Source organism: Bradyrhizobium sp. STM 3843, from assembly GCF_000239815.1.
GTDB lineage: Bacteria > Pseudomonadota > Alphaproteobacteria > Rhizobiales > Xanthobacteraceae > Bradyrhizobium.
Genome location: NZ_CAFK01000199.1, coordinates 1 through 16,597, shown reverse-complemented (window position 1 = coordinate 16,597; position 16,597 = coordinate 1). Strand labels below are relative to the sequence as shown.

Here is a 16,597-nt window from a genome sequence, read left to right as displayed (position 1 = left end):
ATTACCGATTCCATGCGCGCCCCACGGCGGCCGATATTTTCGACGACAGTTTTCTGCCGCCGGTCGACAGCCGCCTGATCAATTGAATTGTCGCTTCGCTTCCATCCGGGGTTAAATAGCGCCGTTCGCAGGCCCATTCGACCGAACCAAGACCGCTAACCATGTCCCTCCTCCGCATCTATGCCCGTGTACTCCAGCTGCTCGGCAAGGAGGCCCGACTTGGCTGGATTCTCGCTGTCGCCAATCTCGCGCTCGCCGGCACGCAATTCGCCGAGCCCGTTCTGTTCGGCCGCATCGTGGATGCGCTGTCCAGCAACGCATCAGGAGCATCGGCCTGGCCGCTGCTGGCCGCCTGGGTCGCGTTCGGCCTGTTCACGATAGGCGCCGGCGCGGCCGTCGCCCTGCATGCCGACCGCCTCTCGCACCGGCAACGCCAAGCGGTGTTGAGCAGCTATTTCGAGCACATCCTGCAGCTGCCGCTGACCTTCCATTCCGGCACCCATTCGGGGCGGCTGATGAAAGTGATGCTGAATGGCACCGACGCGCTGTGGCGGCTCTGGCTGTCGTTCTTCCGCGAGCATTTTGCGGCGATCATGTCAGTCGTCGTGCTGCTGCCGCTGTCGTTCTATCTCAATTGGCGGCTTGCAATCCTCCTGTTCGTGCTCTGCATCGTCTTCACGGTGCTGACCACGCTGATCGTACGCAAGACTTATGGCATGCAGAGCGAGGTCGAGGAGCATGCCAGCAATCTCTCGGCGCGCGCCTCCGACGCCCTCGGCAACGTCGCGCTGGTGCAGAGCTTCGTCCGCATCGATGCCGAGGTGCAGGGCCTGCGCTACGTCGCCAGCCAGCTTTTGGCCGTGCAGATGCCGGTCCTGGGCTGGTGGGCGCTGGTGTCCGTCATCACGCGCGCCTCGACCACGATCACCGTGCTCGCGATCTTCACGCTTGGGATCGCGCTGCACCAGGCCGGGATGAGTTCGGTCGGCGAGATCGTGATGTTCGTCTCCTTCGCGACCATGCTGATCCAGAAGCTCGAACAGGTCGTCGCCTTCATCAACAATGTGTTCATGGAAGCGCCGCGGCTGACCGAATTTTTTACCGTGCTCGACGCGGTGCCGGCGGTGCGCGACCGGCCCGATGCGATCGATACCGGCCGGCTGTCGGGCCTGGTGGAATTCTGCGACGTGTCGTTCTCCTATGACGGCAAGCGGCCGGCGGTCGAGGACATCACCTTCACCGCGCTTCCCGGCCAGACCGTCGCGCTGGTCGGGCCGACCGGCGCGGGCAAATCCACCGCGATCGCGCTGCTTCATCGCGCCTTCGATCCGCAATCGGGCTTCATCAAGATCGACGGCATGGACGTGCGCGGGCTGAAACTGTCGGCCCTGCGCCGAAACATCGGCGTCGTGTTCCAGGAGGCGCTGCTGTTCAACCGCTCGATCCGCGAAAACCTCTTGGTCGGCAAGCCCGATGCGACAGACGAGGAGTTGCGTACCGCAGCCGCTCGCGCACAGGCGCTCGACTTCATCGAACGATCCGAGCGCGGTTTTGACACCAATGCCGGCGAGCGCGGGCGCATGCTGTCGGGTGGCGAGCGCCAACGCTTGTCGATCGCTCGCGCGCTCTTGAAGGATCCGCCGATCCTGATTCTCGACGAGGCCACCAGCGCGCTGGATGCCGTGACCGAGGCCAAGCTCAATGCGGCGCTCGATGAAGTGATGAAGGGACGCACCACCTTCGTGATCGCGCACCGGCTTTCGACCATCCGCAACGCGACCAAGATCCTGGTGTTCGAGGCAGGACGCGTGATCGAAAGCGGAACATTCGATGAACTCGTTGCCAAGGGCGGCCATTTCGCGGAACTCGCCAAGGCCCAATTCATGGTACATGAGGACGCGCAAGCCAGCCTTGCGAAGCCGGCAAGCGACAGCCCGGCAGTTACCGTCTAGAGAGCGATCCACCTTCGTCGTGGAATTGAACGGTCGGCCTCTATTCCGAAGCAGCAAGCCGTTATAGGTTCGCGAACTGCCGCAGATGTCGGCACCGGATAGCTTGAAACCCGTGAATCACGCGCCCTCCTCTTCACAAAGAGGCGGGTTCTCCAAGGACCGGAATCGAATAGTGCAACCTCGTCATCTGTTGCTCCGCAAATCGCCGTTCAAACTCCTCATCGTCGCTGCAGCCCTGGCGCTGTTTGCGCCGCGCCTCGCGCAGGCCGAAGTGCTGCTACTGGTCGAAGCCGATAGCGGTAAGGTGCTGGAGGCGCAGAACGCGACCGTTCCCTGGCATCCGGCCTCGCTGAGCAAGATGATGACGGCCTACGTCACCTTGAAGGCGGTCAAGGACGGCAAGATCACGTTGGACACGCTGTTCACGGTGTCGCCGCTCGCGGCCTCGCAGGTGCCATCAAAGATGGGCTTCCGCCCGGGCACGCAGGTCACCGTCGACAACGCGTTGAAGATGATGCTGGTAAAATCGGCGAACGACATGGCGGTGGTGCTGGCCGAAGGTGTCGGCGGCTCGATCGAAGGCTTTTCGGCCATGATGAACGACACGGCCCAAAAGCTCGGCATGACGCAGACCAACTATGTCAACCCCAACGGCTTGCCCGACGACGCCCAGATCACTTCGGCACGCGACTTGGCGATCCTGGCGCGGGCGATCATCCGCGATCTGCCGGACTACGAATATTTCGTGCACATTCCCTCAATCCGCTACGGCCGGCGGATCACGCAGAACTTCAACAAGCTGATCGGCCGCTATCCCGGCGCCGACGGCTTCAAGACAGGCTTCATTTGCGCGTCCGGTTATAATCTGGTGGCTTCCGCCACGCGGAACGGCCGCCGGCTGATCGCAGTCGTGCTCGGCGCCAACTCCGGCAAGGCGCGATCGCTGCGCGCGATGCAGATGCTCGATCGCGGCTTCGGCGGGACACCGCTGACCTGGCTGAAGCCGTCGCTCGGAACGGTCGAAAGCCTGGTCCCGGCAGACGTCCCGGCGCCGGATCTCCACGACGAGGTGTGCAGCGGCAAACGCCATGCCCCCGCTAGCGACGACGACGATGACACGGTTGCAAGCTCGGCCAAGGAATCGCCTGGCGGCGCATTGCTGGCCGGCCTGCAGGCACCAGCGCTGAAGCCTTCCGAGATCCTGGCTGCGGCGCCCGAACCGTCAGAGCCGATCCTGGTCTATACCGGCCCGACCCGCACCGGCCCGGCGCTGATCGCCGCCATGGCCGCGGATGCCGACGCCCAGACGCCGCCGAAACACCGTGGCAAGAAGGCGCGGCTGGCCTCCCGGAAGGGGGAGACGGACACGGTGGGGACCAGGACCGACACCAAGAAGTCCGCCAGGACCGAGGTGAAGATCGACGTCAAGCCCGGCAAGGGGGCGAAGCCGGACGCCAAGCCCGCCGTTCACCACGCCAATGCCGGAGGCAAGGCGGCGGACAAGCCGGCTTCCGATCCGGCGACCAAGCCCGCCAAGCCCAAAGCGGCCGCGAAGCCGAAGTCCGGTGCTGGAGCCGGGACCGGCAGCAGCGACGCAAAGCCTGCACCGAAGAACGGGTGAGCCCGCCGGCGCGCGGGCAGGCCCCGCTTCAGCTGGGTGCTCCAGACATTCATTCGCGTTTCCGCAATAGTTCCCGGCCGCTTGCCTTGAGCGGCCGGAAATTCGATATTGGCCGCCAAGAGCCTCGCCGCACGCGGCGAATATGAGAAACGAGAGAGGAAACCATGGAGCGCATCTGGCTCAAGCACTACCCGGCCGGCGTTCCCGCCGATGTCGATCCGAGCCAATATTCGTCGCTGGTGGAGCTGCTGGAAGAAAGCTTTGCCAAGTACGCCGATCGGCGCGCCTTCATCTGCATGGACAAGGCAATCAGCTACCGTGACCTCGACGAGATGTCGGTGGCGCTGGCCGCCTATCTCCAGGGCCTCGGCCTGGCCAAGGGCGCGCGCGTCGCGCTGATGATGCCCAACGTGCTGCAATATCCGATCGCGATCTCCGCGGTGCTGCGCGCCGGCTTTACCGTCGTCAATGTCAACCCGCTCTATACGCCGCGCGAGCTCGAGCATCAGCTGAAGGATTCCGGCGCCGAGGCAATCCTGGTGCTGGAGAATTTCGCGCACACGGTGCAGCAGGTGCTGAGCCATACGCAGGTGAAGCACGTCGTCGTCGCCAGCATGGGCGACCTGCTCGGCTTCAAGGGCGTGATCGTCAACCTGGTGGTCCGCCGGCTGAAGAAGATGGTGCCGGCCTATTCACTGCCCCGCGCCGTTCCGTTCAATGACGCCATCACGGCAGGCCGCGCCAAGCGCTTCGCCAAGCCCGCCATTGCGCCCGACGACGTCGCCTTCCTGCAATATACCGGAGGCACCACCGGCGTCTCGAAGGGCGCCACCCTGCTCCATCGCAACGTCGTCGCCAACGTGCTGCAGAACGATGCCTGGCTGCAGCCCGCGCTGGAGAAGCCGCCGCATGTCGACCAGCTTCTCATCGTCTGTGCGCTGCCGCTCTATCATATCTTCGCGCTGACCGCCTGCTTCCTGCTTGGCGTGCGCGCCGGCGGCGCCAACCTGCTGATCCCGAACCCGCGCGACATCGCGGGCTTCGTCAAGGAGCTGATGAAGTATCAGGTCAACAACTTCCCGGCGGTGAACACGCTCTACAACGGGCTCATGCATCATCCGGATTTCAGGAAAGTCGATTTCACCAAGCTCAAGATCTGCAACGGCGGAGGCATGGCGGTGCAGCGCCCGGTGGCCGACCAGTGGAAACAGCTCACCGGCTGCAGCATTGCAGAAGGCTATGGGCTGTCGGAGACCTCGCCGGTCCTGACCTGCAACCCGCCGTCCGCAACCGAATTCACCGGCACGATCGGCCTGCCGCTGCCCTCCACCTGGCTCTCGATCCGCGACGATGAGGGCAACGAGGTGCCGCTCGGACAGGCCGGCGAAATCTGTGCCAGAGGTCCGCAGGTGATGGCCGGATATTGGAATCGTCCTGACGAAACCGCGAAAGTGATGACCGCGGACGGCTACTTCCGCACCGGCGACATCGGCGTGATGGGAGAAGACGGCTCGATCAAGATCGTCGACCGCAAGAAGGACATGATCCTGGTCTCCGGCTTCAACGTCTATCCGAACGAGGTCGAGGAAGTGATCGCGAGCCATCCGGGCGTGCTGGAAACCGCCGTGATCGGCCTGCCGGACGAAAAGTCAGGCGAGGTGGTGAAAGCGTTCGTCGTCAGGAAGGACCCCAATCTCACGGCCGACCAGATCGTTAAGCATTGCCACGAGCAGCTCACCAACTACAAGGTTCCGAAGCAGATCGAGTTCAGGACGGAGCTGCCGAAGACCAATGTCGGCAAGATCCTGCGCCGGGAGTTGCGGGACGAGAAGAAGCCGCCGGCTGCGGCTTGATATAGACCTCGCTACGCACCATCAGCGGCGATGACGGACACGTGAACGCAGGCCGCCGTTGCCGTTTCCAGGCGTCCGAATATTGTAACGCGGCCACACCTAAGCGATCCACCCAGGGAGATTTGAGGATGACCATCCAAGTAGGCGACAAGCTGCCACAGGCCCAATTTCGCGTCATGACGGGGGAAGGCCCGCAGGTCAAAACCACCGACGACATCTTCAAGGGCAAGAAGGTCGCGCTGTTCGCCGTGCCCGGCGCCTATACCGGCACCTGCCACAAGATGCATCTGCCGAGCATCTTCCTCAACGCCTATGCGATGAAGAACAAGGGCGTCGACACCATCGCGATCGTCTCCGTCAACGACGCCTTCGTGATGAATGCCTGGAAGCGCGACACCGACCAGCGCGACGAGGCGACGTTCCTCGCCGACGGCAATGCCGACTTCACCAAGGCGATCGGCATGGAGCTCGATGCCTCCGGCGCCGGGCTCGGCATCCGTTCCAAGCGCTACTCGATGCTGATCGAGGACGGCGTGGTGAAGAAGCTCAACCTCGAGGCCGCACCGGGCAAGGTCGAGGTCTCCGGCGGCGACACGCTGCTCGAGCAGCTGTGAGCACCGTGGCCGGGTGATCAGGATGAGGCACATTGCCTCCTCCGCCACAACTGTCATTCCCCGCGAAGGCGGGGAATCCAGTACGCTGCAGCTTCTCGATCAATCATCCCTGCCTCTGCAATACTGGATCGCCCGCCGGCGCGGGCGATGACGGCGGAGTGAGATGGTTCGAGTGAGACTGTAGGATGGGTTGAGCGCAGCGAAACCCATCAACGATCTCGCAGCGGCCGCAATGGTGGGTTTCGCTTCGCTCTACCCACCCTACGCGACTATCAGAATGAGGCACATGGCCTTCTCTATAGCTGTCATTCCCCGCGAAGGCGGGGAATCCAGTACGCCGTGGCCTCTCGATCAATCACCACAGTCTCTGGAATACTGGATCGCCCGGTCGAGCCGGGCGATGACGGCGGAATGGATCAGCCCCGCACGTTCTGCTGCAACCTTGCCATCGCCACGCCGTCGCGGGCGAGTTGATCGGCGCGCTCGTTCTCGGCGTGGCCGGCATGGCCCTTCACCCAATGCCAGTTGACCTTGTGCGGCTTCAGCGCCGCATCGAGCCGCTGCCAAAGCTCGGCATTCTTCACCGGCTTCTTGTCGGCGGTCTTCCAGCCGTTCTTCTTCCAGCCGTGAATCCAGCCCGTGATGCCCTGCCGCACATATTGACTGTCGGTGTAGAGCTCGACCTGGCACGGCTTTTTCAGCGCCTCCAGCGCCGAGATCGCGGCCATCAGCTCCATCCGGTTGTTGGTGGTGTGCGGCTCGCCGCCCTTCAATTCCTTTTCCTTGTCGCCGAATTTCAGGATGGCACCCCAGCCGCCCGGGCCGGGATTACCCGAACAGGCGCCGTCGGTGTGGACGATGACAAGCGGAAGTGCGCTCACGCCATCGCTCCCGACGCCGAGAGCCCGTAGTCGCGCACACTGGCGACGCTCTGATGGAAGCGCAGCTTGCGGACATATTCGAGCGGATCCTTCGGCTTCACCAGCGCGCCGGGTGGCACGTTGAGCCAATCCACCAGCCGCGTCAGCAGGAAACGGATCGCAGCGCCGCGCGCGAGCAGCGGCAGCGCCTCCTGCTCGGCCTCAGACAGCGCGCGCTCACGGCCATAGGCATTGAGGAAGGCGCGCGCCTTGGTGACGTTGAAGGAATGGTCGGCCTCGAAGCACCAGGCGTTCAGGCAGATCGCGACGTCGTAAGCGAGGATGTCGTTGCAGGCGAAGTAGAAGTCGATCAGGCCGGACAGCTGGTCGCCCAGAAACAGCGCATTATCCGGGAATAGATCGGCATGGATCACACCGCCGGGCAACTGCGTCGGCCAGGATTTCTCCAGATAATCGAGCTCGGCGGCGAGAAAGCTGGCGAGCCCGGCCTGCACGCCGTCGGCGCGTGGAGCGGCTTGCGCGAACAAGGGCCGCCAGCCCTGCACCGACAGCGCATTGGCGCGATGCATCGGAAAATCGCCCCCAGCGAGGTGCAGCTTGGCGAGCGCCTGGCCGATCGCCGCACAATGGGCCGCGTTCGGCTTGCGCGGCCAGACGCCTTCGAGGAAGTCGATGATCGCCGCCGGCCGGCCCGCCAGGCTCGATAGCGTCTCGCCATTCGTCATCCTGACCGGCTGCGGGCAAACGATGCCATGGCCGGCCAGATGCGCCATCAGGCCGAGGAAGAACGGCAGGTCGCCCCTCGCGACGCGCTTCTCATAGAGCGTCAGGAAGAACGAGCCTCCGGTGGTATGAAGAAGAAAGTTGGAGTTCTCGACGCCCTCGGCGATGCCCTTGTACGAGAGCAGTTCGCCGATGTCGTATTGTCTGAGGAATTCCGCAAGCTCGTCGGCGGCGACGTCGGTGTAGACCGCCATGTAGGTCTATTCCGCTGCCGCTTCGGGACGCAGCGAACGCGGCAGCGGGAAGAACTCATTCTCCTCCGCGGCCGACACCGTCTCCACATGCAGCGTATAGCGCTCGGCGAAAGCGCCCATGATCTCTTCGACGATCACTTCCGGAGCCGAGGCGCCGGCCGTGATGCCGAGGCTCTTGATGTTATCGAAGCGCGTCCAGTCGATCTCCGAGGCCCGCTGAGCCAACACTGCAATGGGACAGCCTTCGCGCTCGGCGACCTCACGCAACCGCTGCGAGTTCGACGAATTCGGCGCGCCGACCACGATCAGGGCGTCGACCACCGGCGCCACCTTCTTGACCGCGAGCTGGCGGTTGGTGGTGGCGTAGCAGATGTCTTCCTTGTGCGGGCCCGAGATATTCGGAAAACGGCCCTTCAGGATGGCCACGATATCCTTGGTGTCGTCGATCGACAGCGTGGTCTGGGTGACGAAGGCCAGGTTGTTCGGGTCCTTCGGCGTAAAGGTCTCGGCATCCTCGGCCGTTTCGATCAAGGTGACGGCGCCGGGCGGCAACTGGCCGACGGTGCCGACCACCTCGGGATGATGGGAATGCCCGATCAGAAGAATCTCGCGGCCGCGCTTAAAGTGGATCGCAGCCTCCCGGTGCACCTTGGTGACCAAGGGACAGGTGGCGTCCAGGGAAAAGAAATTGCGCGCCTGAGCCTCGGCCGGAACCGATTTCGGCACGCCGTGGGCGGAAAATACTACCGGTGCATTGGTACTGTCAGGAATCTCGGAAAGTTCCTCGACGAAAATCGCGCCCTTGGTCTTCAGGCTGTCCACGACGTATTTGTTATGGACGATCTCGTGGCGGACATAGACCGGCGCCCCGTAGATGGCGAGCGCCCGTTCCACGGTGTCGATGGCGCGAACCACGCCGGCGCAGAAGCCGCGCGGCGAGCAAAGCACGATTCTAAGGTCTGGTTTGGCTGCCATGAAGCTGATCTGTGCGGGCTGATTTTTGTGACCGAACACTCCCCGGAGCCGGCAAGCAGGGGCGGTCATTGCAATAGGCGTCGAGACAGGACTTGGGACCGCTTTCCGGCGCTGTCAAGGCTGTTCTTCAGAGCCATTGCGCCGCGACCCCCGGACGGCTTATATAGGGCTAATTCCCGTCATCCCCGATGACCGCAGGTTTCGCCTCCGAGGCAGGAGGCGGAGCACAAAGGAGATTTGCCATGAGCAACGCCCCGCTGATGCCAAAGGCAACTGCCGTGTGGCTGGTTGACAATACCGCGCTGACCTTCGACCAGGTCGCTGATTTTACCAAAATGCACCCGCTTGAGGTGCGCGCCATTGCCGACGGGGACGCCGCCCAGGGGATCAAGGGCATGGATCCGATCTCGACCGGCCAGCTCACCCGCGAGGAGATCGAAAAGGGCGAGCGCGACCCGGATTACCGCCTGAGGCTGCAGGAGAGCAAGGTCGTGCTGCCGTCCCAGGGCAAGCGGAAGGGCCCGCGCTATACGCCGGTGTCGCGCCGCCACGAGCGGCCGAGCGCCATTCTCTGGCTGCTGCGCAACCACCCTGAGCTGAAGGACGCGCAGATCATGCGCCTGGTCGGCACCACCAAGAGCACGATCGCCAGCGTCCGCGACCGGACCCATTGGAACGCGCAGACCCTGACCCCGATGGACCCGGTCACCCTCGGCCTGTGCTCGCAGATCGAGCTGGATTTCGAGGTGCAGCGCGCCGCCAAGGAGCGGCCGATCGACGCCCAGTACAGCGGCGCCACCCTGCTGCCGGCTTCCGAGACCACCCGCAAGGACGAGTTCGAGCCGGCCGAGCGCGATCAGGACGATCTCAACGTGGATGCCGTGTTCGCCAAGCTGAAGACGATCGGCGGCAAGAAGCCCGAGGACGAGGAGTAAGCGCGCGGCAAGCCGCGCCACGTCACAACGAGGGCGTCACTGAAGAAACAAAAAAGGCGCCGGAGAATCTCCGGCGCCTTTGTTTTTGGAAGCGGTTCGGCTCAGAAGCGGTAGGTCACGCCGCCGCCGATCAGCCAGGGATCGATATGGGCGGTGCCGTTGACCGGGATGACGCCGTTGACGGTGGCCGAATAGTCCGGCCGCAGCCACAGCTTCTTGACGTCGAAGTTCAAGCCCCAGTGCCGGTCGATCATGTAGTCGAAGCCGAACTGCACCGCGCCGCCCCACGCGTTGCTGACATGCAGGCTGGTGACGGCCAGACCGCCGGGCGTCAGCTGGTTGGCGGCGCTATTGTTGAACATCACCGTGTAGTTCACGCCGGCGCCGATATAGGGCTGGAACGCACCGAAATTGGTGAAGTGATATTGCAGGGTCAAGGTCGGCGGCAGCAGCGTGGTCTTGCCGATGTTGAGGCCCGCGAGCGCCCCGGTGCCGCTGATCGAGTGCCGGGTCACACCGAGGATCAGTTCGGCCGCGATGTTCGGGGTGAAATAGTAGCTGATGTCGAGTTCGGGAACGACGGAGTCGCCGATCTTGAGGCCGGAATTCGGCGACGACAGCGCCGGAACGCCCACCACATTGACCGTGCTGCCGCCCGCATCCGGCAGCACACCGAGCGCGCGAAGGCGGATCTGCCACGGGCTCCACGTCTCCACCACCGGCGCCTTCGTGTAGACCGGCGCAGCCTGCAGATCGGCCGCTTGCGCGAAGCTCACCGCTCCGCAGATCGCCACTGCCAACCCCAGCAGCGACGACGTCAGTTTCTGGATCTTAGTCATTGAAGTCCCCATAGCCACCCTTCGGCGCGCGACAGATGCGCGTTACGCGTGCAGATGTGGCAGACACGGGAACCCGACGGATTTGATCTCGATCAAATCGTGGCCGGCGTGGCGGCATTGTCACCCGACTGTGGCAGTCAGGTCACGAAACATGACAACAGATTTCAGTCGCTGGCCGGTATTTTTACGGCCGATCCGGATGGTTGAGCATGAACTCGCCGAGATCCCGCTGTCTGCGGTCGGCGCGCGCTTCCGCCCGCTGCCGCTGCACGTCGCGGTCCTTGCGGCAGGCGACATATTCCGGCGAGCCGGGCGCCACCGTGCCGCCAGCGCGGCAGGCCGAATCATCGTCGTCATTGCCCTGCGCCGTGGCCGGCCCCTGGTTGCGCGTCGCGCAGGCGGCAAGCGAGAGGGCAAGGCAGATCGGGAGGATCAAAGGCAGGCGAAGTGGGCGCATCGGACTCTCGGTCTGAATGGGCGCCCTGTTTAGCCGAAAATTCGGACTTTGCCAGTGTCGGGCCCGCGCATCGAACGCGGACCCGGACCAGGCCGGCGCCTCATGCCCGCCCCTTCAGCGCCTCACCGATCTCGTCCAGCACCTTGGGATCCTCAATGGTAGCCGGCATGGTCCATTCGTCGCCATCGGCGATCTTCTTGATGGTGCCGCGCAGGATCTTGCCCGAGCGCGTCTTCGGCAGCCGGCCGACGGTGATCGCAAGCTTGAAGGCGGCGACGGGCCCGAGCTTGTCGCGCACCAGCGCCACGATCTCCTTCTCGATCTCGGACGGGCTGCGCGTCACGCCGGCCTTGAGCACGATGAAGCCGCAAGGCACCTCGCCCTTGATCGCATCCTTGATGCCGAGCACCGCACATTCGGCAACATCGGCGTGCGAGGCGAGGATCTCCTCCATGCCGCCGGTCGAGAGCCGATGCCCGGCGACATTGATGATGTCGTCGGTGCGGCCCATCACGAAGACATAACCATCCTCGTCCTTGTAGCCGGCATCCGAGGTCTTGTAGTAGCCCGGGAATTCGCTGAGATAAGACTCCTTAAAGCGGTCCTCCTGCTGCCACAGGGTCGGCAGGCAGCCCGGCGGCATCGGCAGCTTGATCACGATCGAGCCCATCGTGTTGACCGGCACGGGCTTGGCGGCCTCGTCCACCACATCGACCTGATAGCCCGGCATCGGCACCGTCGGCGAGCCGTGCTTGACCGGCAAAAGCCCAAGGCCGACCGGATTGCCGGCAATGCACCAGCCGGTCTCGGTCTGCCACCAATGATCGATCACCGGCACCTTGAGCTGCTGCTCCGCCCATTCCACCGTCGGCGGATCGGCGCGCTCGCCCGCCAGAAACAGCGTGCGGAATTGCGACAGGTCGTATTGGCGCAGCAGCTTGCCGTCCGGGTCTTCCTTGCGGATGGCACGAAACGCGGTCGGCGCGGTGAACAGCGCCACCGCCTTGTGCTGGCTGATGACGCGCCAGAACGCGCCGGCGTCGGGCGTGCCGACCGGCTTGCCCTCATACATGACCGAGGTCGCGCCATGGAGCAAAGGTCCGTAGATGATGTAGCTATGGCCGACCACCCAGCCGATGTCGGAGCCGCACCACCAGACCTCGCCCGGCTTGATGCCATAGAGATATTCCATCGACCATTTCAGCGCGACCAGATGCCCGCCATTGTCGCGCACCACGCCCTTCGGCTTACCGGTCGTGCCCGAGGTGTAGAGGATGTACAGCGGATCGGTGGCGAGCACCGGCACGCAAGGCGCGCGCTTGCCGTTGACGAGCGCGGATTTGCGCAACGCGTTCCAATCGTAGTCGCGCCCCGGCATGAGCTCGCAGACGTGCTGCGGCCGCTGCAGCACGATGCAGGCTTCGGGCTTGGCGGTCGCAAGCCTGATGGCCTCGTCGAGCAGCGGCTTGTAGTGCACGATGCGGCCAGGCTCGATGCCGCAGCTTGCCGAGAGAATCAGCTTCGGGGTCGCATCGTCGATCCGGGTGGCAAGCTCCTTGGCCGCGAAACCGCCGAACACGACGGAGTGGACCGCGCCGATGCGCGCGCAGGCCAGCATCGCCGTCATCGCCTCCGGCACCATCGGCATATACAGGATGACGCGGTCACCCTTGGTGACCCCGAAATCCTGCATGATGGCGGCCAGCGTCTCGACCTCCTTGAGCATCTCGGCATAGGTGAAGGTCGTGATCGCGTTGGTCAGCGGCGAATCATGGATCAGCGCCACCTGGCTGCCACGGCCACCGGCGACGTGGCGGTCGAGCGCGTTGTAGCAGGTGTTGACGACGGCGCCCGCAAACCATCGGCCGTAAGCGCCGATCGTGGGATCAAAAATTTTCTTTGCCGGCTCGATCCAATCGATCGCGCGCGCAGCCTCGCCCCAGAACCCCTCAGGGTCCTGCAGCGACCGGGCATGAACCTCGTGATACCGGCTCTGTCCCTGGATATTCATAGGTTTCCTCCCGCATGTCTTTTGTCCTTATCGACCTGGATCGGCGCCGGCTTTCCGGCCATGATCCGGATCAATTCCAAAGACGATTTGGCGGCATTGTCCCGCGAAGCTGGCGCAATTCAAGCCGGAAAGATGGCGCGCGACCGGCGGCCCCGTCAGTGTCCGCCGGCTCCCTGCAGCTGATGCAGCCGGTCCCGCATGGTTTTTTTCAGATCGTAGCCGGGACGGCCGAATTCAGCATTGCGTCGGGCGAGATAATCCTCCTGCTCGCGCTGACGCAGCCTGACCTCGCGGGAACCCAGTTTCGAGGCCTCGCGGATCGCCCAGTCCTGGGAGACAGTGATTTCGCGGTCGAGATCGGCCAATTCGGGGTCGGCACAGATCGCCTTCTCGACCAGCCGACGGGCCGTCGCGCAATTGAAGCTCGGCCTACCCGCAACCGCCATCTGGGCGCCGAGACGCTCGATCTCCTGGGCCAGCGAACGGTAGTTGCTGCGCGCGCTGACATGAGCGGGGTTGAGCTTGAGCGCGGCGGCGAAATCGGCAAGCGCTTTCGGCCGGTCGCCGCGCTGGCGCTGCAGCTCGCCGCGCGCGTTGAAGATGTCCGCGAGCGTGGGATCGAGCTGCAGCACAACGTCGTAGTCGGCGATGGCCCGATCGGGCTGCCCTCTGCTGATCAGGACAGATGCGCGGGCGATCAGCGCATTGATGCGGTCGGTCCTGATCGCTTTGGGATCATCGATCAGCACGCTGCATTCACGCAGCACCTTGTCCGCGTCATTGGCCCTGGACGCTGCCAGGCAGGCTGCGGGATCGGCTGGCGGCTCCTTGGCCGGGTCGGCCGCGCCGACGGCATGCGCCTCAGCCGCGAGCAACAGCGCAATGGCACTCACCGTCACATGAAGAAAACGGGCAGCCACGGCATTCAAAGGTCTATGCATCAAGCATCCGAGAATACAAGTCAGTCCATTCACAGCCAGTCTGAGGAACAATTTTGCGGCGCTGATATCGGCGGATTTTGGATGCTACACTCGCAGGCACCCACCCATCGTAGCGCAGGACCCCTCGCTTGACGACACTCGAATGGATCATCGGCCTGCTGCTCGGCGCGGTTGTGCTTTCGGCGCTGGCGCGAAAGGTGAAGGTCCCCTATCCGACCTTCCTCGCAATTGCGGGCGTGATGCTCGCATTCGTGCCGGCCGTCCCGTCCTGGACACTCGATCCTGAACTGACACTGGCCCTGTTCGTCGCGCCGGTGCTGCTCGATGCCGGCTACGACACCTCGCTGCGCGACCTCCGCAACAACTGGCTTCCCGTCTCGACGCTGGTCGTCATCGCGGTGGCCGTAACCACAATTGCAGTGGCGATTGTGGCCCGCAGGCTGGTGCCCGATATGCCTTGGTCTGCGGCGGCCGCACTCGGCGCGATCGTTGCGCCACCCGACGCAGCCGCAGCCGTCGCCATTCTTCGCCAGGTCAAGCTGCCCTATCGCCTGCTCAAGGTGCTGGAGGGCGAGAGCCTGCTCAACGATGCCAGTGCACTCTTGATCTACCGGACCGCGGTCGGCGCGGCTGCGATGACGCATCTCGCTTGGCGCGAGATCGCTCCTTCGGTCGCGCTCAGCCTGGCGGGAAGTCCGATCGCCGGCTATGTCGCAGCGAAGATCTGGCTTCGCCTAACCCCTCGCGTAAACGATGCGCCAACCGCGATCATTCTGCAATTTGCCGGCACGTTCACCATCTGGATCGCGGCCGAACGATTGGGGCTCTCCGCCATCCTGACCACCGTGGTCTATGCCGTCACGCTCGCCCGCACTGCGCCGGCGCGCACGCCGGCTCGGCTGCGGGTGCCGTCCTATGCGGTGTGGGAAACCGCGGTCTTCATGCTCAACGTGCTCGCCTTCATGCTGATCGGCATGCAGCTCCGCCCGATCTGGATCCAGCTCGATGACACCGTGCGGCTGCATTATGCCGAGGTTGCCGGCTGCGTGCTCGCCGTCATCATCGTCGTGCGCATCCTATGGGTCGCCGTGTATGGCCTCATCATGCGCCTCCTGACGGCAAAAGGACTGCTGCGGCAAAGCCTGGCCACAGGCGGCCCGACGCTCAAAGGCGGCATTGTCGTGGGCTGGTGCGGCATGCGGGGAATCGTCACATTGGCATCAGCCTTTGCTCTCCCGGAGGGCTTTCCCTATCGCGAGCTCATCCTGCTGACGGCGTGTTCGGCCGTGCTGGGAACGCTGGTGCTTCAGGGCCTGACGCTGCGGCCGCTGATCTTGATGCTGCGGTTGCAGGATGACAGTCCCGTGGCGCTCGAAGTCGCGCGCGCCCGCGGCGTGGCATTCCGCGCCGCGCTCGAGGAGATCGACGGCGATCCGTCGGAGGCGGCGGATCTGTTGCGGCAGGAATATCGCGAGCTCCTGATGCAGGCGGATGGGAGCCCCGACGGCGGTATCGCCGCGACCGAACTACCAGCCGATCCACTGCGGCGTCGCGCCATCCGCGCCGCCCGCAACGCCATCCTGGGCTTGCGGAATTCCGAGGAAATCGGCGACGACGCTTTCCACCAGATCGAGGAAGAGCTCGATCGCGCCGAGCTCAGCGCCGAGGGCTAGCAGGCGGAAGATGTCATCGTAACGCATGACGTAACACGCCTGAAATATCCACGCATCCAGCGTTACGTCCGCAACAAACAAGTGGACCGGCTCACCTGATCGCGAGAGATGCGCGCGGAGAGATGATAGCAATGTGACGCGCGCCTCCCGAAAATTTCTACTCATCTCGTCGTTAGTCTGCGAACCTTGATCCGCGCGATTGGTGTCCACTCAACGCACTCGTCGCGTGCGACACCTTGCGATGGGATGTCATGATGTGCGTCAGTCGACCAACCGGCGTCGGAGCCATAAGCCGCGAAGGCTTCGTCGAGCTCGAACATCACGCCGGTCGCGAGCCTCTTCGCAATGCAGGGATGCGGCCGGTCAAGCCCGATGACGTCGTCTCCTTCTGGCAGCAGGCCGGCATGGAGAGGTGGTTCACCAAGGATGCCGATTTCGACGCTCGCTTCCGTGAGACATTCCTGCATGCCTACGAGCTCGCAAGATCGGGCCGGCTCGACTGTTGGTCGGCGACGCCGAACGGCGCGCTGGCGCTCCTGATCCTGCTCGACCAGTTCCCACGCAATTCATTCCGCGGCACCTCGCGCATGTACGAGAGCGATTCTCTGGCACTCATGCTCGCCAAACGCGCCATTGAAGCCGGCCATGACCGGCAGCTCATTCCCGCGCTCCGGAGCTTCCTCTATATGCCGCTATGTCACTCCGAAGGTCTCGCCGACCAGGAGCGCGCCGTGGCGCTGTTTCGTCCACTCGGCGAACGGCCGGCGCGGGCCGCCGAGCGCCATTGCGACATCATCAGGCGCTTCGGCCGTTTTCCTCACCGCAACCGCATTCTCGGCCGTGCCATGACGGCGGAAGAGCAGCGCTA

14 protein-coding genes are annotated in these 16,597 nt (G+C 64.0%); 7 read left to right on the top strand and 7 right to left on the bottom strand.

All coding sequences use genetic code 11. The features are described from left to right. Window positions 1-161: 161 nt before the first annotated feature. The 4 genes from BRAS3843_RS21540 (at window position 162) to BRAS3843_RS21525 (ending at window position 6,040) form a co-directional block, all read left to right on the top strand. A complete protein-coding gene (locus BRAS3843_RS21540) occupies window positions 162-1,952 on the top strand; it encodes a glucan ABC transporter ATP-binding protein/ permease (RefSeq protein WP_008971159.1) in 1,791 nt (596 codons plus the stop codon). Between the two features lie 172 nt (window positions 1,953-2,124). After that, window positions 2,125-3,573 (top strand): serine hydrolase, encoded by a 1,449-nt coding sequence (locus tag BRAS3843_RS21535; RefSeq protein ID WP_008971158.1) that lies wholly within the window; start codon window positions 2,125-2,127, stop codon window positions 3,571-3,573. Window positions 3,574-3,737: 164 nt separating this feature from the next. Beyond that, complete coding sequence (locus tag BRAS3843_RS21530) at window positions 3,738-5,426, top strand: long-chain fatty acid--CoA ligase (protein ID WP_008971157.1); 1,689 nt, start codon at window positions 3,738-3,740, stop codon at window positions 5,424-5,426. A 128-nt stretch (window positions 5,427-5,554) separates the two neighbouring features. Then, a complete protein-coding gene (locus tag BRAS3843_RS21525) occupies window positions 5,555-6,040 on the top strand; it encodes a peroxiredoxin (RefSeq protein ID WP_035982397.1) in 486 nt (161 codons plus the stop codon). A 416-nt stretch (window positions 6,041-6,456) separates the two neighbouring features. On the opposite strand, the gene rnhA is transcribed toward BRAS3843_RS21525, so the two are convergent. From rnhA to ispH, 3 genes are read right to left on the bottom strand one after another with little or no spacing between them, the layout of a single operon-like run. Then, the gene (rnhA, locus tag BRAS3843_RS21520; protein ID WP_008971155.1) at window positions 6,457-6,921 is read right to left on the bottom strand and encodes a ribonuclease HI; all 465 of its coding nucleotides are present in this window, start codon (window positions 6,919-6,921) and stop codon (window positions 6,457-6,459) included. Beyond that, entirely contained in the window at window positions 6,918-7,898 is a 981-nt protein-coding gene (locus BRAS3843_RS21515; protein WP_008971154.1) for a homoserine kinase, read from the bottom strand. Before BRAS3843_RS21515 ends, rnhA begins: the two co-directional genes overlap by 4 nt. Window positions 7,899-7,904: 6 nt before the next feature. Further along, the gene (gene ispH / locus BRAS3843_RS21510) at window positions 7,905-8,873 is read right to left on the bottom strand and encodes a 4-hydroxy-3-methylbut-2-enyl diphosphate reductase (RefSeq protein WP_035982400.1); all 969 of its coding nucleotides are present in this window, start codon (window positions 8,871-8,873) and stop codon (window positions 7,905-7,907) included. A 242-nt stretch (window positions 8,874-9,115) separates the two neighbouring features. Between ispH and BRAS3843_RS21505 the strand changes: the two genes are divergently transcribed. Next, window positions 9,116-9,808 carry a cell cycle transcriptional regulator TrcR gene (locus tag BRAS3843_RS21505; protein WP_008971152.1) on the top strand — a complete coding sequence of 231 codons (693 nt, stop codon included), beginning with the start codon at window positions 9,116-9,118 and terminating at the stop codon, window positions 9,806-9,808. A gap of 101 nt (window positions 9,809-9,909) precedes the next feature. Here BRAS3843_RS21505 and BRAS3843_RS21500 read toward each other — a convergent pair whose 3' ends face one another. From BRAS3843_RS21500 to BRAS3843_RS21485, 4 genes are all read right to left on the bottom strand, one after another. Continuing rightward, on the bottom strand, window positions 9,910-10,647 hold the full coding sequence (locus BRAS3843_RS21500) for an OmpW family outer membrane protein (RefSeq protein WP_008971151.1): 738 nt from the start codon (window positions 10,645-10,647) through the stop codon (window positions 9,910-9,912). Window positions 10,648-10,831: 184 nt separating this feature from the next. Further along, a complete protein-coding gene (locus tag BRAS3843_RS21495; RefSeq protein WP_008971149.1) occupies window positions 10,832-11,104 on the bottom strand; it encodes a hypothetical protein in 273 nt (90 codons plus the stop codon). A 100-nt stretch (window positions 11,105-11,204) separates the two neighbouring features. Further along, complete coding sequence (locus BRAS3843_RS21490; protein WP_008971148.1) at window positions 11,205-13,115, bottom strand: propionyl-CoA synthetase; 1,911 nt, start codon at window positions 13,113-13,115, stop codon at window positions 11,205-11,207. A gap of 155 nt (window positions 13,116-13,270) precedes the next feature. Continuing rightward, a complete protein-coding gene (locus tag BRAS3843_RS21485; protein WP_008971147.1) occupies window positions 13,271-14,056 on the bottom strand; it encodes a hypothetical protein in 786 nt (261 codons plus the stop codon). A gap of 128 nt (window positions 14,057-14,184) precedes the next feature. Between BRAS3843_RS21485 and BRAS3843_RS21480 the strand changes: the two genes are divergently transcribed. Together BRAS3843_RS21480 and BRAS3843_RS21475 are read left to right on the top strand one after the other, a co-directional pair. Beyond that, window positions 14,185-15,729, top strand: coding sequence for a sodium:proton antiporter (locus BRAS3843_RS21480; protein ID WP_008971146.1), 1,545 nt, complete (start codon window positions 14,185-14,187; stop codon window positions 15,727-15,729). Window positions 15,730-15,983: 254 nt separating this feature from the next. Continuing rightward, window positions 15,984-16,597, top strand: a 614-nt coding sequence (locus tag BRAS3843_RS21475) for a DUF924 family protein (protein ID WP_244425439.1), incomplete at its 3' end; no start/stop codon positions are given.